Origin of the sequence: Blautia sp. MSK.18.38, from assembly GCF_024460535.1 — a bacterium.
GTDB classification, from domain to species: Bacteria; Bacillota; Clostridia; order Lachnospirales; family Lachnospiraceae; genus Blautia_A; species Blautia_A fusiformis.
On the sequence record NZ_JANFYP010000003.1, the window covers coordinates 173,458 to 194,439 of the forward strand.

22 protein-coding genes and 1 pseudogene are annotated in these 20,982 nt (G+C 42.2%); 5 read left to right on the forward strand and 18 right to left on the reverse strand.

Annotated features, from left to right (window positions below; translation table 11 throughout):
• Window positions 1-20: 20 nt before the first annotated feature.
• The 3 genes from NE638_RS03475 to NE638_RS03485 all read left to right on the forward strand — a co-directional run bounded on the left by NE638_RS03475 (window position 21) and on the right by NE638_RS03485 (window position 3,091).
• Window positions 21-1,448, forward strand: coding sequence for an AI-2E family transporter (locus NE638_RS03475; protein ID WP_044961815.1), 1,428 nt, complete (start codon window positions 21-23; stop codon window positions 1,446-1,448).
• Window positions 1,445-1,894 carry a D-aminoacyl-tRNA deacylase gene (dtd, locus tag NE638_RS03480; RefSeq protein WP_092069999.1) on the forward strand — a complete coding sequence of 150 codons (450 nt, stop codon included), beginning with the start codon at window positions 1,445-1,447 and terminating at the stop codon, window positions 1,892-1,894. Before NE638_RS03475 ends, dtd begins: the two co-directional genes overlap by 4 nt.
• Window positions 1,895-2,029: 135 nt before the next feature.
• Complete coding sequence (locus tag NE638_RS03485; protein ID WP_022427274.1) at window positions 2,030-3,091, forward strand: tyrosine-type recombinase/integrase; 1,062 nt, start codon at window positions 2,030-2,032, stop codon at window positions 3,089-3,091.
• Window positions 3,092-3,312: 221 nt separating this feature from the next.
• Here the strand turns inward: NE638_RS03485 and NE638_RS03490 are convergent, their stop codons facing one another.
• The 9 genes and pseudogenes from NE638_RS03490 to NE638_RS18185 all read right to left on the reverse strand — a co-directional run.
• Entirely contained in the window at window positions 3,313-3,570 is a 258-nt protein-coding gene (locus NE638_RS03490) for a hypothetical protein (protein ID WP_015525151.1), read from the reverse strand.
• 157 nt (window positions 3,571-3,727) lie between these two features.
• The gene (rhaD, locus tag NE638_RS03495; protein WP_022427275.1) at window positions 3,728-4,558 is read right to left on the reverse strand and encodes a rhamnulose-1-phosphate aldolase; all 831 of its coding nucleotides are present in this window, start codon (window positions 4,556-4,558) and stop codon (window positions 3,728-3,730) included.
• Window positions 4,559-4,948: 390 nt separating this feature from the next.
• Window positions 4,949-5,521 carry a class IV adenylate cyclase gene (gene cyaB / locus NE638_RS03500; RefSeq protein ID WP_022427276.1) on the reverse strand — a complete coding sequence of 191 codons (573 nt, stop codon included), beginning with the start codon at window positions 5,519-5,521 and terminating at the stop codon, window positions 4,949-4,951.
• Between the two features lie 4 nt (window positions 5,522-5,525).
• The gene (locus NE638_RS03505) at window positions 5,526-5,873 is read right to left on the reverse strand and encodes a hypothetical protein (RefSeq protein ID WP_015525145.1); all 348 of its coding nucleotides are present in this window, start codon (window positions 5,871-5,873) and stop codon (window positions 5,526-5,528) included.
• A gap of 174 nt (window positions 5,874-6,047) precedes the next feature.
• Window positions 6,048-6,920, reverse strand: coding sequence for a DegV family protein (locus NE638_RS03510; RefSeq protein ID WP_022427277.1), 873 nt, complete (start codon window positions 6,918-6,920; stop codon window positions 6,048-6,050).
• A 23-nt stretch (window positions 6,921-6,943) separates the two neighbouring features.
• Entirely contained in the window at window positions 6,944-7,585 is a 642-nt protein-coding gene (locus NE638_RS03515) for a GNAT family N-acetyltransferase (protein ID WP_114001614.1), read from the reverse strand.
• A gap of 199 nt (window positions 7,586-7,784) precedes the next feature.
• The gene (locus NE638_RS03520) at window positions 7,785-8,795 is read right to left on the reverse strand and encodes a HAMP domain-containing sensor histidine kinase (protein WP_059085857.1); all 1,011 of its coding nucleotides are present in this window, start codon (window positions 8,793-8,795) and stop codon (window positions 7,785-7,787) included.
• Window positions 8,792-9,463 (reverse strand): response regulator transcription factor, encoded by a 672-nt coding sequence (locus NE638_RS03525; RefSeq protein ID WP_021652048.1) that lies wholly within the window; start codon window positions 9,461-9,463, stop codon window positions 8,792-8,794. The genes NE638_RS03520 and NE638_RS03525 overlap by 4 nt, the downstream gene beginning before the upstream one ends.
• Window positions 9,464-9,473: 10 nt before the next feature.
• Window positions 9,474-9,659, reverse strand: a pseudogene (locus NE638_RS18185) (purine permease); the annotation flags it as partial.
• 311 nt (window positions 9,660-9,970) lie between these two features.
• Between NE638_RS18185 and NE638_RS03535 the strand changes: the two are divergent.
• Complete coding sequence (locus NE638_RS03535; protein WP_022427281.1) at window positions 9,971-11,353, forward strand: citrate/2-methylcitrate synthase; 1,383 nt, start codon at window positions 9,971-9,973, stop codon at window positions 11,351-11,353.
• 220 nt (window positions 11,354-11,573) lie between these two features.
• Here NE638_RS03535 and NE638_RS03540 read toward each other — a convergent pair whose 3' ends face one another.
• From NE638_RS03540 to NE638_RS03565, 6 genes are all read right to left on the reverse strand, one after another.
• Window positions 11,574-13,328, reverse strand: coding sequence for an alpha-amylase family glycosyl hydrolase (locus tag NE638_RS03540; RefSeq protein WP_118607987.1), 1,755 nt, complete (start codon window positions 13,326-13,328; stop codon window positions 11,574-11,576).
• Window positions 13,329-13,502: 174 nt separating this feature from the next.
• Window positions 13,503-13,733 (reverse strand): hypothetical protein, encoded by a 231-nt coding sequence (locus NE638_RS03545; protein WP_015525138.1) that lies wholly within the window; start codon window positions 13,731-13,733, stop codon window positions 13,503-13,505.
• Window positions 13,734-13,808: 75 nt separating this feature from the next.
• A complete protein-coding gene (locus NE638_RS03550; protein WP_114001617.1) occupies window positions 13,809-15,041 on the reverse strand; it encodes an MYG1 family protein in 1,233 nt (410 codons plus the stop codon).
• Window positions 15,042-15,208: 167 nt separating this feature from the next.
• Window positions 15,209-15,628 (reverse strand): twitching motility protein PilT, encoded by a 420-nt coding sequence (locus tag NE638_RS03555; RefSeq protein ID WP_114001618.1) that lies wholly within the window; start codon window positions 15,626-15,628, stop codon window positions 15,209-15,211.
• Between the two features lie 131 nt (window positions 15,629-15,759).
• Window positions 15,760-16,998: a DNA polymerase Y family protein gene (locus tag NE638_RS03560; RefSeq protein ID WP_114001619.1), complete on the reverse strand. Its 1,239-nt coding sequence runs from the start codon at window positions 16,996-16,998 to the stop codon at window positions 15,760-15,762.
• 42 nt (window positions 16,999-17,040) lie between these two features.
• Window positions 17,041-17,589 (reverse strand): hypothetical protein, encoded by a 549-nt coding sequence (locus tag NE638_RS03565; RefSeq protein ID WP_015525131.1) that lies wholly within the window; start codon window positions 17,587-17,589, stop codon window positions 17,041-17,043.
• Between the two features lie 194 nt (window positions 17,590-17,783).
• Here NE638_RS03565 and NE638_RS03570 point away from each other — a divergent pair, with 194 nt between their 5' ends.
• A complete protein-coding gene (locus NE638_RS03570) occupies window positions 17,784-18,296 on the forward strand; it encodes a hypothetical protein (protein WP_114001620.1) in 513 nt (170 codons plus the stop codon).
• 83 nt (window positions 18,297-18,379) lie between these two features.
• On the opposite strand, the gene NE638_RS03575 is transcribed toward NE638_RS03570, so the two are convergent.
• The 3 genes from NE638_RS03575 to minE are packed head-to-tail and all read right to left on the reverse strand — an operon-like array spanning window position 18,380 to window position 20,961.
• Window positions 18,380-19,546 carry a D-alanyl-D-alanine carboxypeptidase family protein gene (locus NE638_RS03575; protein ID WP_015525129.1) on the reverse strand — a complete coding sequence of 389 codons (1,167 nt, stop codon included), beginning with the start codon at window positions 19,544-19,546 and terminating at the stop codon, window positions 18,380-18,382.
• Complete coding sequence (locus tag NE638_RS03580) at window positions 19,543-20,718, reverse strand: FtsW/RodA/SpoVE family cell cycle protein (protein ID WP_015525128.1); 1,176 nt, start codon at window positions 20,716-20,718, stop codon at window positions 19,543-19,545. The genes NE638_RS03575 and NE638_RS03580 overlap by 4 nt, the downstream gene beginning before the upstream one ends.
• A gap of 3 nt (window positions 20,719-20,721) precedes the next feature.
• Window positions 20,722-20,961: a cell division topological specificity factor MinE gene (minE, locus tag NE638_RS03585; RefSeq protein WP_015525127.1), complete on the reverse strand. Its 240-nt coding sequence runs from the start codon at window positions 20,959-20,961 to the stop codon at window positions 20,722-20,724.
• Window positions 20,962-20,982 lie beyond the last annotated feature (21 nt).

The following is a 20,982-nucleotide window of genomic DNA, read 5'->3' on the forward strand; positions in this document are numbered from 1 at the left end:
ACCTGGTGGAGGAAATTACTATGAAAATTCGTTGGAACCATCGTTATGTGCAGTTAGGTGTGACTGCATTTCTGGTTATTGCTGCCAGTATTTTATTTTATTACGGGATTTTCCATATGAAATCTCTGATCACCGGAATTAAAACATTTTTCGGTATTATGGCGCCGATCATTTACGGAGCTGCCATAGCATATCTGCTAACCCCCATTGTTAATTTTCTGGAGCGGAAGATCATTTTTCCGATTTTTGAAAAAAGGAATAAAGCACTTCAGAAAAAGGGGAGGAAAGTAGTACGCTGGATCTGTGTGATCCTTTCTGTATTTCTTATGTTTCTGGTCATTTATGCCCTTGTCATGATGATCCTTCCTCAATTGATTCGAAGCATCATGAATATTATCTACAGTTTTCCTCATTACGTAAGTGTAGTGGAAAACTGGTTAAATTCCGTCGTGGAAAAGGGATGGAAACTGAATCCGGATATGATCAGCCAGATCAATCAGTATTCCAGCAGATTACAGGAGTATCTGACAAATACGATCCTTCCCCAGATGCAGTTTATGATGAAAAATATATCCGCAAGCTTTCTGGATCTTCTTGTTTTTCTGAAGAATTTCCTTATTGGAGCGATCGTATCTCTTTATATACTGGCGGATAAAGAGGGATTTGTTGCCAAGGCAAAAATGGCTGTTTATGCAGTTCTTCCAACCAAATGGGCAACCTTTCTTGTTCATTCCATGCGTTTTACGCATAAAACCTTTGGTGGATTTATCAGCGGAAAGATCCTGGATTCCGCAATTATCGGTGTATTGTGTTATGTTGGAACATCGATCATCGGAACCCCATATGCGATTCTGGTCAGTGTGATCGTCGGTGTTACAAATGTTATTCCGTTTTTCGGGCCATATCTGGGAGCAGTTCCGTGTTTTCTTCTTATTTTGCTGGTAGATCCCATTCAGAGCTTGTATTTCCTGATCTTTATTTTGATCCTTCAGCAGTTTGACGGAAATATCCTTGGACCAAAGATCCTGGGTGAGTCGACCGGACTGTCCAGCTTTATGGTTATTGTTGCAATCATGGTCGGTGGTGGTTTATTTGGAGTTCCGGGAATGATCGTTGGAGTTCCGGTATTTGCTGTGCTGAATGCTGCTGTATGGAAGCTGATCGGACGTAGTCTTGATGAAAAAGATATGTCTGCAGATGCTGAGTTTTATAGAGATATTGATTGTGTAGACCCCGTTTCCGGAAAGGTCCTGCCAATGCCGGTGAAAAAATCTGTATCAAAAGCACAGGAAGTTACAGTAAAAGCGGAAAAAAACAGAATCTGGTCCGGGGCTTGGGATGAAATTAAACGAATGTTTACATTTTTAGTTAAATTTATTCAGGCGAAATATATAGGCTTTCGATTGAAGCAGAAAAACAGACGGAGACGGAGGAAGAACAGGTTATGAAATTTGTAATTCAGCGTGTAAATCATGCAGAAGTCAAAGTGGACGGAGAAATTGTCGGAAAAATCGGAAAAGGGTTTCTTGTTCTGATCGGCGTTGGCCGTGAGGACACCAAAGAGGATGCAGACTGGTATCTGAAAAAGCTTCTGGGACTTCGTATTTTTGAGGATGAAAATGGAAAGACCAATTTGTCCTTGGCGGATGTAAACGGGGAATTGCTTTTGGTTTCACAGTTTACCTTATATGCAAACTGCCGTAAGGGAAACCGTCCAAGCTTTATAGAAGCCGGTGCACCGGATGAAGCAAATAAATTATATGAATATATTATTTCAGAAGCCAGTAAACAGGTTCCGGTTGTGGAACACGGAATTTTTGGTGCAGATATGAAAGTATCTTTGGAAAATGACGGGCCGTTTACCGTTATTTTTGATGAAAATCTACGGAAGTAGCCGTTTGCACTACCCATCTATTTGAAAAACTCGGGTTTGTCGTATAGATATAGATGAGTGTAAAACCACTTCTTTTAACAGGTGTTTCAGGTATTTCCTGCAAATTATGTAAAATTTATATATTAAGGAGTTTTTATGGATAACAAAATTACTTACCACGAACAAAATGACATTGACAATACTTTAAAACTCCGTGAGGTTTTAAAAACGCTTCCGCCATTTTGCAGGGATTATTTCCGGGCTATCGATGCAACGACTACAACCAAGACCAGAATTTCCTATGCATATGACATTCGTATATTTTTCCAGTTTTTACTGGAGCAAAATCCAATGTTCAAAGACAAAACCATGTCGGATTTTACAGTTGATGTTCTGGATCAGGTCAAAGCTGTTGATCTTGAGGAATATGAAGAATTTCTCAAAGTTTATAAATCCGCGGACTCTTCCAAAACGGAAACAAATGGTGAACGTGGCGTCAAACGTAAAATTTCTGCTTTAAGAAGTTTTTATGCTTATTATTATAAACATGAAATGATTACCACCAATCCGTCTGTTCTGATCGATGTGCCCAAGATCCATGATAAGAATATTATTCGTCTGGATACAGATGAGGTTGCCATGCTGCTGGATTATATTGAGCATTGCGGAGATACGCTGACCGGGCAGAAACGGATGTACCATGAAAAAACGAAGGACAGAGATCTTGCTATTGTTACTCTCCTTCTTGGTACCGGGATTCGAGTATCGGAATGTGTCGGACTGGATGTTGAGGATGTAGACTTCAAAAACAATGGAATCAAAGTTACCCGAAAAGGCGGAAATGAAATGGTTGTATACTTTGGTCCTGAAGTAGAAAAAGCGTTGAAGAAATATCTGGAAGTCAGGGAGAATATTACGCCTCTGGCAGGCCATGAGCACGCTCTCTTCTATTCTACCCAACGCCGCCGGATCGGTGTTCAGGCTATCGAGAATCTGGTTAAAAAATATGCCAGGGAGATCACAACTACAAAAAAGATCACCCCGCATAAGCTTCGCAGCACCTATGGTACTGCCCTGTACCAGGAAACCGGTGATATTTACCTTGTAGCGGATGTTTTGGGTCATAAGGATGTCAATACTACTAAGAAGCATTATGCGGCTCTGGATGATGCTAGACGGCGTCAGGCGGCCAAGGCGGTACGTCTTCGCGAGGACTGATGAATAATGGGACTGCGGAGCAACTGATTCGTTTGACATGCATTGCATATAAATATAGAGACAGTTAGTTCACATAATATAAATTATGTAAATCAACTGCCTCTATATATTTAATCAGATCAAGAAAATCTCAAATTCCCTGTAGGGTTCAAAAAACCTTAAGCAGTGATTATGGACATCTGTATTATATCCATGACCCAAAATCAAAATCCGTACTTAACTTATTTATCAAAATCTGTCTCGAATACACCCTCCGGAGTACGCATGGTAAGAACACCCAGATTAAATTCACTGTCCATAATTGAGATATGATATTCAAAGATCACATCATCATCAAATTTGGAAAGCAGCACATAGCTTCCATTCTCTTTCCCATCGATCTGATCGCAGATGTCGTCGTAAACGTCCTCTCCGGAAATCTTTCGCGGGTATCCGCTTGCTTTGATCTTCTCTTCGATCGCTTTATATAATTCTTCCATACTTTATCCCATATCCTTTCTGATATTAATTTGCTGATAAACCAGATATGTTTTTATCATACCAGATTTATCGGCAAAAATCAGCAAATATTTGGTTGTTTCTGATAAAGTTTCAGATAGAGATACCGATTATAGGATTTGCTGCATATGAAGGATTTTATTTCTTTTCGTAAAGGAATTCTTCCGGCAAAGTTACTTTGAAATCTTTTGCAAGAGCACGGAAGTCATTCGGTGTGATGGTCTGCAGTTTCTGCGGAGCCATGGATAAGATCTTAACCAGGATCTCTGCGGATTTTTCAACGGTATGAAGAAGTCCGAAGGTCAGGTCAAAATCCTCGCCTGAGCAGAACATACCATGATGCGCCCAGATAACCACATCATATTTTTTCATCAGTTCAGCGGTTTTGATCGCGATTTCTCTTCCACCTGGAACCATCCATCCGATAACTCCCACACCATCCGGAAATACTACCGGACACTCTGTTGCAGATTCCCAGAGTTCACGGGTGAATACTTTGTCATCCAGAGGAAGAACAAAGGTAAGTGCAATGGTATTGGTGGTATGTGCATGGTAAATAACACGATGTTTACCGTTGGTAAGCTTTTTCTTTACTTCATGGTTCATCAGATGAGTTGGGAGCTCGCTGGTCGGTCTTCCTCCCTCTACAAGACCCCAGCGGATACGGTAATTTGTTCCTGTCTCGTCAAGCTCAATGATCGCAAGACATACTTCCGGGTCAACGATGATATTACGGAAGTATTTTCCGCTTCCTGTTACCAGGAAAAACTCTCTGGCAAGTCCCGGAACCTCAACACCGATAGGGGTCCATTCTCCTGGCGCGTTCAGTCGTGGACGGATCATCTCTACTTCTTCTGCTTTCAGACGATAACTTAAGTTTCCACCGTTTCTCTCGTGCCATCCCTGCTGATATCCATCGTCTGCCATTTTGATAAAGCCCTGTACGAATTTAGATTCAAGAATTTTCATAATATATTTCCTCCGTGTTTAAATGTGGTTTATTGTTGGGTTTGCGATTGCTTCAATATGCTTTCTTGTTGTTTGTGACTTTATTATATGCCCGATTATGTGGATTTGTAAAGGGCTTTTTTGAAAAAATATCAATAAATCCACATGTAAAATACAAAAAATCTTGTAAACATTCAATAAACCACATAAAAATAAACATAAAGCAACAAAAAGCACGAGTGGTCAATAGTAATGACATGTACATTGAATGTGGTTTGATGTTGCTTTGCGATGTGGGATTTATAGTATGGTAGATAAACTTGGAACGCCGAAGAATTGTAAGAAAAGAAAAAACAGGAACATTTCCGTATTCTGTACCTTAGATACTCACACGAAAATATTCCTGCTGGTTTAAAAAAGATTTTTATTTAATTTTTTCGGAAGCATACTGAGATAAGAAGTCTGTACAGTGTCCGACATGTGATATCCCAATATGGCAAGCAGATCTTCCATTTTGGATAAAATTTCTTTCCGCTCACTTTCCTGCTCTGCGATCACCTCAAGCTCCAGAAAGTCTCCAAGCCCCTCTACCTGATCCAGACAGGCGGTAAATCTGCCACATTTCATATACTTTCGCATTTTCATGACAGACGCTACCGGAGAAAAATCCAGATGGATGAGAATATTTTTAAGCACTTCTGCATCGGATACTTCTGTTTCCAGTTCCATTCGGGACATGGAGATTTTATCCAGTTTGGGCCCCTTAAAATTAATCTGAGTCTTAGAAATACCGGATCTGCAGTCTGTGCTTGTTCGGATACGCAGTGCTTCATCACGTTTTTTTACATCATGATAGACACTGTTAAAATAGGTATCTTCTTCCTGGATCTGTGCTGTCTCCTGAAATCCCTGATCTGTCAGAAATTTCAGGGTTTCCTTAAGATTCTTTAATGGAAGCTTGATCTCAATTTCAAACTGGGCCATGTGATTACTTCAGAATTTCTGCTTTTTTGTTCAGAAGTGCTTCGCAGGCTGCACATGCTGGGCAGTCACAGTATTTTGCACCGGAAGCTTTGATCTCCTCAGCATGAGCCAGGATCTTTTTTGCGTCATCTGCGCCAAATACCTGTGCGCCCATGTCAGAACCTGCAAAAGAGATCAGTCCGTCGATGGGCATGATATCTGCTTCCAGCTCTTTTACGTAAGCAGTTGCTGCATCTGCTTCTTTCTCAGTTCCTGCCGCATCCAGATAATTCTGTGCCGCTTCTTTTACTTCTTTGCATGCAGATGGTGCCTGAAGAAGATCCTGTGTTAATTCTTTAATTGTTTTTGCCATGATAATTTCTCCCTTCTGATCATAGCACTCCCAGAAATTACTGCATCAAGTTCAGCTGTGCAGAACATGAATGGTTGGAAGTGCTATAATAACAGATAAAATCTGCCTGTTATGTATTGATAACAATATCATACCACAACCCTGGATTATTTGCAGAAAATATTGAGACGTTTTTTATAAAGGCATACAGGAACATCCGATTCCCAGTCCGTCCGGGCCAATATGGCAGGAAAGTCCAAGGGAAAGATCATCACACATCACATCCATTCCCGGAAAGCTTTCCCGGATCTGTGAGATCCAGTCTGCGGTAACTTCCGCAGTGCTGCTGGAGGCAGCCATAAGATATACTTTTCCGGCATCATATTCTTTTTTGAAAGTTGTTTCCAATTCTCTGTGCATAGCATCGATCATGGCTTTTCTTGATTTTTTCATGCCTCTGCATTTCTGGAAAACATCCAGTTTACCGGTTCCAAATTTCATAACCGGTTTGATATTGAGAAGATTTGCGGCCAGTGCTGTGGTGGTATTGATACGGCCTCCCTTTTTCAGATATTCCAGTGTGCTTAATCCGACATAGATCACGGTTTTTTCACGGGAAGCTTCCAGAATATCCTTGATCTGCGGTGCTGTATATCCATCTTCCACCAGGTCTATCGCATCCAGAATGGAACGGTGAAGGGGTGTGGAAACACGCCCGTTATCTACCACATACACTTTGTTTTCGTATTTGGGTTCCTGAGACAAGGCGGCAGCAGTCATGCAGGAACCGCTTAAACTACTGCTCAACGGAATGTAGAGGATCTGATCATAAGATAAAAGCATTTCGTCCCACATTTCCATAACTTCCTGTGGGGAAGGCTGTGAAGTTGAAACATCTGCTCCTTCACGCAGCTTCTCATAAAATCCTGTTCTGGAAAAATCCAGGTCTTCATGAAACAGTTCTCCATTCAGATAAAAAGGCATGGGAAGGACATGAATATCCAGTTCCTCTGCTTCTTGTTTTAAAATGCCACTGTGGCTGTCAGCCATGATTCCAATTTTTTTCATTTTCCATTTATCTCCTGCGTAATTTATGAATGTGTTTCGCAACGCGGTTCTTTTTTATAAAGAGCTACACTTTCACGGAAGCGTTTTTTGTTCAGCTCCCGCATCTGGGAAACCTCGTTTTTCTTTACGAAACCATGACTTTCCATAAAGGTTCTTTGATCCAGCTGGTCCATATATATGGAATAATCCGTATCCTTCTCTATTGAAATCTGTTTGAGAAGCCCGGTACCGATTCCGTTTCTACGGTAATCTTTGCTTACATAAAGAAAGAGGATATTTCCGGGAGTCGGTTTCTCCGGGGAAACAGTCAATTGTTTTTTCATATCCTGAAGTTTGTTAAAATGCTCCAGATTCTTCCGGCCTTCCTTAGTAAACTTCAGGCGCAGGAAATGATAGCCTTTTTTCAAACGGAAAACCGGGGCAAAATGGCCATGAGATTCTTTACCGGTAATGAGCACCCCAACTACCTGATCACGGTAGGTTGCCACGGTAACGCTATCTCTGTATATCATATAGGTGTAAAAGAAAAGTCTGGTCAGATGTTTTTCGGTATGTGTTTCCTCAAACTCCCAGCGGTCTTTATAATTTCTTCGGATAAATTCCCGGATTATTGAAAAATCTTCCTTTTCTGCTTTCCGGTAGGCAGGTGCTTTTTTTAATAACATAGTCCATATCTCCTGTATTTTTTCATAAATAACTATCCTATACTTTAAAAGATGATCTGCAACTTAACATCAACTGTTTCTCAACAATTGTTGAAGTTTATGAAAAAGTTTATATAAAATAAAAAACAACGGAAGAACCTCATGAAAAATAAGGTGTCCGCTGTTTTTTGGTTTTATGGATATGTGTAAAATATTTGTTTTACAGTATAACAGTAAAACGACAGCCGCTTCCGGGAATATTTTCCACGGAAACGGTTCCCTTACACAGGTTCAGGATCTGTTTTACAAGGGCAAGTCCAAGACCGTTTCCCTCCTGTTTATGGGAACTGTCGCCCTGGTAAAATTTGTCAAAGATATGTTTCATGGAGTATTCACTGATCTGGGGGCCTTCGTTTTCTATGGAAAAACGAATCTTTTCTCCTTCCGGCATCATCCGGATATAGATCGTACCACCACAGGGACTGAATTTGATAGCATTGGAAAGCAGATTGTCCCATACATGACAGATGAGATTTTCGTTTCCAAGATACTCCACATCCATCATGTCCACATCAAATTCAATTTCTTTTTCTGACCATTTCGGTTCCATCATAACAATGGATTGTCGGATCTGCTCATCCAGACGGTACCAGTTCTGACGGGTCTGGATCGACTGGTGTTCGATCTTGGACAGCAACAGGATATTTCCTGCCAGGTGGGAAAGCCTTCTGGTGTTAAAAAGGATTTTGCTGATGTACTGCTCCTGCTCTTCTGATATAGGCATGTCATCATCCTGCAGCAGAGTTGCATAACCCTCAATAGCACTGATGGGAGTTTTGAATTCGTGGGAAACATTGGAAACAAAGTCTGTCTGCAGAATCTCCGTTGCTTCCAGTTCCTGGACCATCAGGTTGAAATTAGAATAAATATCCCGGATTTCCTTCATTTGCTTTTCCGTTTCCAGTCGGACGGAAAAATCGCCTTCAGCAACCTGTTGCATGGCTTTTTTCAGCTTTAGTACAGGACCGAAATACCGGATACTGAGAAAGTTGTTAAGGACACCCCCTGCGGTCACGCTGGCCAGGATGATCCATACGATGTTCGGAACAGCTGAAATATGCAGTACATCCATAACAAGCCAGGATATCAGAGATACACAGACAAGCTCCAACATGATCATAAAGATAAAACGTAAACGAATGCTTAAATTTATGAAGAGTTTCTTTTTCATGCCTTTACCACCTTATATCCAACTCCACGGATCGTCACGATCTTAAAATCCGGATTATCGCGAAAGCGTTCCCGAAGCCTTCCAATGTGGACATCTACTGTGTGGGCATCGCTTGCGGAATCATATCCCCAGATATCATCCATAAGCTGTTGCCGGGTAAAGATTTTTCCCGGAAAAGAAACCATCTTATATAAGAGCATGAATTCTTTCTGAGGAAGTACCATACTTTCCGAGGAGGTGGAGACCGTCAGGGAATCGCACTCCAAAATGGTATCTCCGATTCGCTGTTTCCGCTCATTGATCATCTGTGCTCTGCGGAGAAGTGCACCTACCCGCAAAACCAGTTCATTGATATTGACCGGTTTCACCATATAATCATCGGTACCGGACAGAAATCCCATACGCATATCATCAAAAGCATCTTTGGCAGTGACCATAAGTACAGGAATGGAATCTCCGGCATCTCTGAGTGAGCGGACCAGTTCATAGCCATCCATGTTGGGCATCATTATGTCCGAAATGATCAGATCGTAATAATCTTTTTCCAGGACATCCAGCGCTTCCTGCCCGTCAGAGACCCCTTTTACTGTATAACCGTTTTTTAAGAGGACATGCCGGAAAAGCTGGCGGAGTTCCAGGTCATCTTCCGCAATGAGAATTTTAAACATTTTTACATCCCTATTCCTTGATCTTTTCAATGTCCATGTTTTCAGGCAGGATACAGCTTAAAACAATGGATATGATAAATACAACAGCAACTACATTTTACGCAAAAACGGACTGTATGATCGACGGGAAAATATCCCAGATCCCGCTCTCACTTGCTGTGGTGAATCCGATTCCGACAGCAAGAGAAAGAGATAGGCGGCAGCAGTCCGATGTGAAACAAACTACTATTATAAGAAAAATTACGGAATAATCATAACATAGATTCGTTGTGGAAACCAGACGGATTTTGATGAATAAATGTAATAATAGATGAATTAGGTCATATTATGAATATTTATACACGAAAAAAAGAAATACCCTCTTGCATTTTCGAAACTTTTACTGTAGAATTATTAACCAGGTAAACACAAATGTATGCCATACCCGAACACTGATTACAAAGATGTAACCAATCTTAACTGTATCAGTGTTTTTTAATATACAATGGGGAAACGAGGAAAAAGATTATGGAAAAAAAGCATGAAATGATGAGTCTGGAGGACTCCGAACAGCTGAAAGGCAGAATGAAATTCTTTGAAAAGGAACTGGTAGAGAATCATCACATCGATCCCAACCTTTATGTGGAATACGATGTAAAAAGAGGACTTCGTGATTCCGCAGGTAAAGGTGTTCTCACAGGTCTTACTGAGATTTCCGATGTTACCGGCTATAAGCTGGTCAATGGCAGACGTATTCCTGCAGACGGTGCATTGTATTACCGGGGAATCGATGTGCAGGATATCGTAAACGGACTGAAGGACAGACGTTTTGGTTTTGAGGAGACGATCTATCTTCTGATTTTCGGTAAGCTTCCCAGCAAGGAAGAGCTTTCCAGATTTCTTGAGCTTCTTTCTGACATGGAGGATCTGGGAGGACGTTTTGTCCGTGACGTTGTCATGAAGGGAACCAATGCCAATATTATGAATGCTATGGAGCGCTGCGTACTTGCTCTCTATACATATGATGATAACCCGGAAGATATTTCTGTGGAGAATGTACTCCGCCAGTCTCTGGAACTGATCGCTAAGCTTCCTGAAATCGCGGTTTACTCCTATCACGCATACCGTCATTTCCGTAAAGACGAGACACTTTTTATCCGCAATCCGCAGAAGGGGCTTTCACTTGCCGAGAATATCCTTCTGATGCTTCGTCCGGATGGCAATTATACAGAGCTTGAGGCCAAGGTCCTTGATATCGCACTTGTACTTCATGCAGAGCACGGCGGTGGTAATAACTCTACTTTTACCACACATGTAGTAACATCTTCCGGAACAGACAGCTACTCTTCTACCTCTGCATCCATCGGTTCACTGAAGGGACCGCGTCATGGTGGTGCCAACCTGAAGGTCCAGAACATGTTTACAGATCTGAAGGCCAATGTAAAGGACTGGGAAAGTGATGAGGAGATCACGGCATATCTGCAGAAAATACTGAATAAAGAAGCATTTGATCATGCAGGTCTGATCTATGGTATGGGACATGCAGTTTATACACTCTCCGATCCGCGAGAAGTGATCCTGAAACGTTTTGCACAGGCTCTTGCAGAGGAAAAAGGAATGATAGATGAATTTAAACTCTATGATAAGGTTGAGGGTATTGCCGGAAAACTGGTCATGGAACACAGAAAGCTGTTCAAAAATGTTTGCGCAAATGTTGACTTCTACAGTGGCTTCGTTTACTCAATGCTTGGTATTCCGGAAGAACTTTTTACTCCGATCTTTGCCATCGCACGTATGCCTGGCTGGAGTGCACATCGTCTGGAAGAGCTGATCAGTGCCAATAAGATCATCCGTCCTGCTTATAAGTATGTGGGGCATCATGCAGATTTTGTACCTTTTGATGAGAGATAATAAACAGAATGATAAAAGCAGTGGGGATTTCTGACCTATTTAAGTTGGAAATCTCTGCTGTTTTTTTGTTCTCCTAAATTACAGAAAAACAGAATCATAACTATACATAATATATATTATGTAAAATAAATATCTGTTTTCACAAAAAAACAAGGCTCACCGCATAAGATATGATCGGATTGCCTTGTTTTTTATGGAATCTTACTTTATTATTCCTTTCCTATCGGAAGCTCTTCAGCCAGTTTACAAGAGAATCATGCCAGATGTTGTCGTATACGGTCTTTTTCATCTGGTCATCTACGGGTCCGTTTCCTGCCATTTTTGCAAGGATAGCAGCCTGAAGTTCGCCTACTGTCATTTCTTCTGGTGTTTTGTGCGGATTTGGCGCAGTGACCGTTTCCGTTTCCTGTGTATTGGAGGATTCTGCTTCAGGAGTTGACGGAATATCCGCTGCGTTTGCTGTATTGTCAGAAGCTTTATCTGTATTTTCAGCGTTTGAAGCTTCTTTTTCCGGGGCAGCTTCTGTTACAGTGCTGTTTTCAGCCGCCTGCTCCTCTTCTGCCTCAGATGCAGCGTTTTCGTTCTCTTTTGCTACGGCAGTTTCCAGAACATTAGTCTGAACCGGCTTATATTCCGGCATATCTCCTGCAGGAAGCCAGATCTCACCGCTGTTTGCTGCAACACGGACACGGATCCGTCCGCCCTGTGCGGAAACCTTCTGACCTGTGAGGGCACCTACGTATTCCGGAGCACTTCCTGTTGGAAGGTTCATCTCTGAATCACTGTCATCATTATTCACAGTAACGATCACTCGTATGCCTTCCAGATCTCTTGCAAAGGCAAACTGACGGTTTGTAAGAGCCAGTTCTGCGTAGGAACCATAGCTTAATGCAGGAGTTCCCTGGCGGACCTTTCCGAGGGCTGCGATCAGTGCAGTACATGGGTTCTTTGTTGCAGCATCCGCATAATCGTTAAGATCAAGTGCCGGACGTAAGCTGGCATCGGAAAATTTTTCTTTTTTTCCGTCAATACCAAATTCTGAGCCGTAATAAATGCTTGGAACGCCAGGTAAAGTATAAAGAAGTACATGTACAGGAGCAAAATGTGCTTTGTTCTGCAATTTGGTATGAATTCGCTCTACGTCATGGTTGTCCACGAAATTGTAGAGGTCCAGATCTCCCATATTCTGAAGATATTTTACTGTATGAGCAATTTCAAAATAGTTGTGGTCATTATGTCCGCTGTAAAGTGCCTTGTGAAGGGCATAGTTGGTTACACTGTGAAGAGTCTGTCCGTTTACCCAGCGGCTGTAATCTCCGTGAATGACCTCTCCCATAAGCCAGAAGTCTTTCTTAACCTCATCTGCGGTATGACGTAGAATACGCATGAAATCAAAATCCAGAACATCAGCGGCATCCAGGCGGATTCCATCAATATCAAATTCGGAAACCCAGAAACGGATCACATCACAGATATAGTTCTGTACTTCCGGATTGCGCTGGTTCAGCTTTACAAGAAGATTGTATCCACCCCAGTTTTCATAGGAAAAACCGTCATTATATTCGGTATTTCCGCCGAAATTTACATTGCAGTACCAGTTAACGTAAGGGGAATGCTCACGGTTTTTCTGGATATCCTTAAAAGCGAAGAAATCACGGCCTGTATGGTTAAATACACCATCAAAGATCACGCGGATGCCTTTTTCATGGCAGGCTTTTACAAAATTGGTGAGATCTTTATTGGTTCCAAGACGGGAATCCAGTTTTTTGTAATCGGTTGTCTCATAGCCATGTCCGACACTTTCAAAAAGCGGCCCTATATATAAGGCAGTACATCCGATCTCTTTGATGTGGTCAATCCACGGCAGCAGTGTGTTCAGTCGATGTACAGGAGTTCCGTAATCATTTTCTTTTGGAGCGCCTGTAAGTCCAAGTGGATAAATATGGTAGAAGATTGCTTCGTTGTACCAGCTCATAATATTACACCTCTGTTCTAAAAATTTGCAATTTCCTGATAATTAGAGAAATTACACAAATATCTTCTCTATAATACCAGATTCCTATAATATAATCCAGAATAAATCAGCCAGTTTTTCAGCGAAAAATCCGGCATATTGCTAATTGCCGGATCTTACCTGATGGACATATGTTTATTCGTCAAATTCTGCAGTAACTATAAAGCCGCGTGGCGTATGCTCAATGCTTTTGATGATCCCCTCTTTGGATCTGATGCGGTCTGCGTTTCTGTAGCAGCCAGACATGGCTACTGCAGGCTCAATGATATAGCTGTAGTTTGTGGCAGAGAGAAATTCGGAGATCTTTACTTTATCTCCCACCTGTATCAGCCCCTGTCTTTCCATTTTAAATTTTTCTTCTCGCATAAACATGCCTTCTTTCTGTATAAATACGCAATGTGAATATATCTGTAAATACAATTAATTACATGTTTAAGATCTTTAAGAACCGGATGGGATCCGTACCAGAAGCTTCTGTCCGTCTTTTTCTACTGCTGTAAGAACGGGAATATGTTTTTTTCGCAGAGCATGAACGATGGGATACAGGGAAAACATGGCATTATCTGCAAAAACTGCTTCCGGTTTGTAGCGGAGGATTTCTTTAATCCTGTCTTTTATAAAGCTTTTCCATTCTGTCTTTTCCATGGAGAGTTCTCCGTAGATTCCGTTCAGAGTCAGCTCCGGTAATTGGGGAACCGGCAGATGTACGATCCTGGCAGAAGAAAGATCCGGAAGCTTTTGAAGCAGCATGTCTGTTTCTTTATTTCCGCCAAGGCTTACGATCACAGCTTCTTCATGGAAGGCGGCAAGACTGCTCCTGCAGGCAAGAACAGAATCCTCAAGGGTTCCGCAGGTCATGAGAAATCCTCCTTTATGACAAAAGGCTGCACTTTTAAGACCGGTTACCAAAGATAACTCTTCGCCTTCCAGGCCAAGCCAGGAAGAAGGAAAACTGCATTTGTAATTCATGGAATATTCTTTTTTCTGTGGCTGGATACAGTAACCGCCCCGGTTGGACGGAAAGATCACAAAAGCAATGTTAGTTTCCGAAAGGCGTTTTTGGCAGGGAATAAATTCCGGAAGTATAAGGATATTGGTATTTTCTGCCGGGGTATCGCCCGAAGCCAGGGAAGCAGCATGTTCTGTAAGAACTTCTTCCACCCGTCTGTCTGCACGTTCATTTCCAAGGTAACGCTCGAATTTATTTTCCAGGATCATACCTGCCACACTGACTGCCTGGAAAAAGGCTTCGTCATTGCTGCTTTTGGAATCCCATCCCGGATTAAAATTGCCGATCAGTGTGGCAAGTTCATTTTTTTCACCGGTATTATCATTGATATCCAGAGGCTGGACAAAGGATTCATCGAATTTTAGTGCCAGCTCCTCACCTAGGATTTCCGGTCCAAGCTTTTCCCAGAGAAGGCCGAAGGCCGCATATGGGACGCCATTATCGCGGATACGGCTGTCTTTCTGATGATGATCATACTGTCCTCTGCCAATATCAAAAACAAGACCTTCATAGTTTTCAGGAACCTGGTTTCCACGTGTGATGGTAATCTCGGGATTCAGATATAAAAGCAGAGCGGCAGAAAAAACATCGTCTGCGTGAAATTTTCCGCTGTGGGTGAATGCGGATGCATTTTTTTGTTTGATTTTTTCCAGTAAATGATTCATATGAAACGCTCCTGTGTGTTTATTCTGCTCTTCAGTATACCACAGAAATGAAGAATAAACAAAGTTTCCTACAGTTAAAAAGGGATCCGTCCTGAGGACAGATCCCTTTAAAAATTTACGTTCTTTTATGCTTTATGTACAAAATAGGACGTTCATATTCAATTTTATTATAATGCGCAGATAATTTTATCCTGATATGCTTCCGGAACTTCTTCTTTATCCAGAGACATACTGATAATAAAGGAAACTTTGAAGGTTTTACCGATGGCACTTAACTGATCCAGTGTTTCGGTTGCATCCTTTCCTTCAAGCTTGGCTGTTGTAAGGAAGCTGTCCAGATATACCTGCTCCAGATCATGATCCTGAGAGAGGATACCACAGATAAATCCTACAAATTCGTCCGCATTTTTAACCGGAAATCCGGAAACATCGATAAGGCGGACCTTGTTGTTCAGCTCATACATGTGCTTGGTGCTCTTGTCTAAGTAAACAATACTACCGTTGGCGTCCTTAACAGCTCCGTTTACTTTGTCTAACAGTACTTTTGTTTTTCCTTTGCCTTTCTTTCCTACGATCAGTTCAACCATCCTGTTTTCCTCCTTAGACACATATAATAATTTTGAATAAAATTGCTATTGATATGCTTCAAATTATAGTGCATTGTGAATAAAATTGCAAGGGCTTTTTGAAAAAAACTGGTAATTTTAATCAAGCTTTACTACTCTCTTTCATTTTCCATTTGTGCTTTTGCTTTCCTTCCAATCCGGGCAGTGCTGTTCATGATACTGGCCCGGGTAACTTTGTCGTTTCCGTACTTCAGACGGATGGAATCCAGTGCTGCATCCAGTTTCTGCTGGCGTTCCTTCTTGTGAGTATCCTCAAAAAAGGACAGCTGTTCAAAGGAATCATCCGTAAGACCGGTCAGTGATACTCCCAGGAGCCGGAGTGGCTGTCTCATCCAGGACTCCTGAAAGAGGTTTTGGGCATTTCTGTAAATCTCTTCTGTGATATCGGTGGCATTTGGCAGTTTAGTCTGATGAGATTTGTTTCGAAAATCCAGGGTACGGAAGGTTACAGAAATGCAGGTGCATTTTTTCTTTTTGCGGCGCATGCGGGCGGCCAGAATATCGCATTGTTCCAGCAGGATCGGAAGTGCCTGCTCCAGTGAGACCAGATCATCGTTAAATGTAGTTTCCAGACTGAATCCTTTTGCTTCATCAGGTTTTGCTTTCACAGGGGAGTCATCAAGGCCACGGGCATACTGATATAACTGCTGTCCTGCTTTTTCACCGAGAAGTGCCTGTATCTTTGCTTTTTTTTCATGAGCCAGATCTCCGATGGTTCTGATCCCTGCATCCTGCAGTTTTTTTTCAGAGGATTTGCCAAGAAAAAGAAGCTCTCTCACTGGAAGAGGCCACATTTTTACAGGGATTTCTTCCGGAAATAAAGTATGCACCTTATCTGGCTTTTCGAAATCAGAGGCCATTTTTGCAAGAAGTTTATTGGTGGAGATGCCGATATTTACGGTAAAGCCGAGTTCTGTACGGATCTTATCCTTCAGCTCATGGGCAGTTGCCACCGGATCCGGGTAAATATAGGAGGTTCCGGTCATATCCAGAAAAACCTCATCAATGGAAAAGGATTCCATTACCGGTGCATAGGACCCACAGATTTTTTTGAAGGCTCTGGAACATTTATCGTATAATTCAAAGTCAGATGGAACGGCCACAAGATTCGGACATTTGCGAAAAGCCATAGCCATAGGTTCTCCTGTCTGGATTCCGTATTTTTTTGCAGGAATGGACTTGGCGACAACGATGCCGGTACGTTTACTGGGGTCTCCGCCAATACAAGAAGGGATGTCTCTCAGATCCGGAAGTCCCATCTTTACTCTTTTTGCTGCTTCCCAGGAAAGAAAAGCACTGTTTACATCAACATGAAAAATCAATCGTTCCATATAGGGTTCTTCTTTCAATTGTATAAAGTGTGTCTGTTATATCTATTTACAGATTTTTGCAGACAGCTGATCAAAAAGGTTTCGATATTCCTCTTCTACCTGTGAAAAAGGGTATTGCCGGTATTGGATCGGAACATGGACAACCGGTTTTGGAGTGTCCGGTGTTTCATTCAGAAGATATTTCAGGTCATACCAGAGCAGGTCATTGTCGATCTCCTTCAGCTTCTGCTCTTCTATGGCAGAAAGTCCGGATCCCAGATATTTCTGATAGATAATGTTTAAAAGAGCTTCCTCCTGTTTCCGATACTCAGGAAGACTTTTCTTAAATGGTCTTGGAACATCGGACATATAACATTCGCTGGCATCGTGAAGAAGGGACGCCAGTATAAGACGGCCGGAATAGCCACGTGCTTCGGCTTCTTTGGCACAGAGGATGCAGTGCTGCCCTACAGAGAAAAAAGTCCTTACATGACCATTTCCGCGGCATAGAAGAGAAAGTGCGTGTGCAATGTCCTCAATGCAGATCAGCTCTTCGTCCGGATGTGTCGGATCAAAATGTTTTCCAGTGTATGTGGTAATGCAGTCGCCCATAAAATGTTACGCCTTTCTTTAAGTTATGAATAAATATGATTATTTATTATAAACACCCAGAGAAAGTGTGTCTATATGATCGCGAAATAAATTTCGGGAACTGTTACAGAAAAACAAAAGAAATACATGGCTGTTTTACAAATATGAGTGATTCTGTGCTATAATACAAAAAAACGACAGGGAGATCATCAGCGATGAAACATATGGAAGAAATGAAGATTGCCGGATTAGCCATGGCATTATGTATCGTGATGCTGGGAATCTATATTGTCGTCCCAAAGGATGGAACGGTTTCTCATCTTACTGCTATTCCGGATAATAATGCGGCGGAGCCTGTTACAGATTCTACATCAGAGGGAACTGCTGATGCGGATTTTCCAATCTATACAGAGGACAGCTACAGCAGTGAGCCCGAGAGTTCTGACGATACTGGGGACGGAGATTCCTACACGGAAGAGCCGACTTATGATCCAGGTGATAATTCTTACGACGGCAATACGGATAGTGAAGCCAATGGAGCAGATACTTCAGATACATCTTCAGATGGAACCGATGAAGACGCAGGCAATTATGAAAATCCGGACAGTGGCTCCGGTGAAGTGGTCGATGACAATGATTACAGTGGTACTTCGGATACGGATCTTGATAGCAGTGAGACCGAAGATACCGGCAGTGATGGCACTGATGATATAGTAGAAATTAACTGAATGTAAAAAAAAGAATAAAAAAGCAGATCTGCGAAATAAAATTTCAAACAGATCTGCTTTTTTGTTTTTTGTATGGAATCCTGTCAGTTGATGTTCTGGAGCAAGGATGTCATTTCCTGATAAAGAACATCCTTTGAGGACGCACCCATGACGATGGAAATAAATGGCTTCCCATAAGCATTCTGGCTTAAAAGTGCCAGACAGTTACCGGCTTTATCGGTTGTTCCTGTTTTTCCTCCAAGGATAGTGACATCCTTAGGAGTTGCTGCCTCTCCGGTAAGATAATGATCTGTAGCGGGTAAGGTAGCACTTGCATCGGAGCCATCGGAATGCTTATAGCTAACTGTATAAGATGCCATTTGTGTGATGTCTGTAAACTCCGGATAATTCAAGGCTTCTTTCAGCATCAGATAAATGTCATAAGGCGTTGTATAATGATTTTCGTCCTGAAGACCATGGGGATTGGTAAAGTGAGTTCCTGTACAGCCAAGTTCTGCAGCAAAGCTGTTCATCATCTCTACAAATTTATCTGTTGATCCACCTATATGTTCCGCAATGGCAGATGCTGCATCATTGGCAGAATAAACAAGAAGACAATGAAGAAGCTGATCCATGGTAACCTGATCTCCCGCCTGGAAACCAGCTACCTGAGAACCGGATTCCAGGGTAACATTCTCCTGTGAGATCGTTACTGTATCGTCCATGTTTCCATATTTCAGTGCAAGCATAGCTGTCATGATCTTTGTGATGCTGGCAGGATAAACCTTGTTGTAGGCACCTTTTGCATAGAGTACCTTTTTATCACTGAGATTCAGAAGCACACCGGACTGGCTGTCATCCAGACTGACAGAATCCAGAGCAACATCTTTTGTAACAACACAGAGATCATGGGCGAAACCTGCCGCGCGCTGCTCTTCTTTGGAAGTCAGAGTATTATCAAACTCGGAGAATGCATTGAAAGAATTTGCAGGAGTAGAAAAATCTCCGCCCTTCAGCATGTAAACACCAAAACCGCCAGCTGTGCATAGTACGATCAGCAGAAGAAGGAGAAAAATGGTGTTGCGGATCCTTTTACGACGCATCCGTTTCATCCGGGTATTTTGAGCTTTACGTCTGGCAGAAACAGTTCTGTCAGACGGCATGGAAGTTGTTTTTGTCCCCTTGGAAGCTGTATGTGCAGCCCGGGAAGCCTGACCTCTGGAAGGATTGCCAGAACGTATATGATTTTTTACAGGTTCTTTACGTGTCATAAGTATTCCTCTTTCCGAAAGTAGGTATCCGATTTCTGACCTTTTTTCTGTAATTCTTTATTATATGCACTGCTCTGCAGTCCTACATTGAGAACAAGTCCCATACCCATAAACAGACTGATCAGAGAAGTAAGACCATAGCTTACAAAAGGAAGCGGAGTACCTGTGTTTGGTGCAAGGCCGGTAGCAACACAGATGTTGATGAAGCTCTGTATGGAAACAATGCTTCCAACACCGCAGCATATGATCTTACCGGCAAGATCCTTGGCCCGCAGGCTCATACGGATACATTCAAAGGTGATCAGAAACAGCAGCAGTACGATCAGAGTACAGCCGATAAATCCGTACTGCTCTCCAGCCACCGCAAAAATAAAGTCGGTCTGATTCTCAGAAACAAAGTTTCCATCATTTACGGATGTAACACTGGTGTCATTACTGAAAGCACGTCCCACAAGCTCTCCGGAGGCGATGGCTGTTTTTGAGTTGTTCTGCTGTTCAATATCATCTGCGTATTCTTCGTTCTCCGGATACAGGAATGACATGATACGGTTTCTCTGGTAATCCTGTATCAGTTTCTGATCCGGCTGCACGATAATGGACAGAAAGATGATGGCCAGAGGAATCGCGATCAAGGCTACACCTCCGATGATCTTATAACTAAGTCCTGCGATGTAGATCAGAATACAGAACAGGACTGTTACGGTGATGGTGTTTTTCATATCCGGCTGTACATAGATCAGCATCAGTGGGATGACCAGAAGGACAGCTGATTGTATCAGAGTCTTTAAGGTATTCAGATCTTCCTCATGATCCATAAAAAATTTGGCAAAAAACAGGATAATGATGATCTTTGAAAGCTCGGTAGGCTGGAAACGGATAAAACCTAAATCCACCCATCTGGCAGCACCATTGGCGCTGGATCCGAAGAACCGGACAGCCAGAAGCATAACGATATTAAATCCATACATGATCCATTGAAAATTCAGCAGCCAGGAATAATCCATCAGTGAAAGGATCAGCATAAAGACTACACCGATGATCACACCCAGAAGCTGACGTGTGCGAAGGTAGTCGGCAGCTGTTCCTACAAGCTGAATTCCAATAAAGCTGATCGCCAGGAGAAAGATCACCAGTCGAAAATTGTAAAACCGCAGCTTATACTGTTTAATCATAAATTATGCATCTCTTTTCTTAAGTACGGGTATGACTGCATGCAGAACAGGTGGTTCCTGTGTGATCTGTATGGTCACCCCTGGTTCATCAATTACAACGTATTTTTTTACGGCATGTATCAGATCGTTCCGTAAAAGCTTCATCATCTGTGGAGAACAGTCTATGCGTTCCGATACAAGAAGAAGCTTCATCCTGTCGCGTGCATAGCCTGCAGAGTGGTTTTTCCCGGAGAAAAATCCCATAATCATTCCTCCTGTGATGAA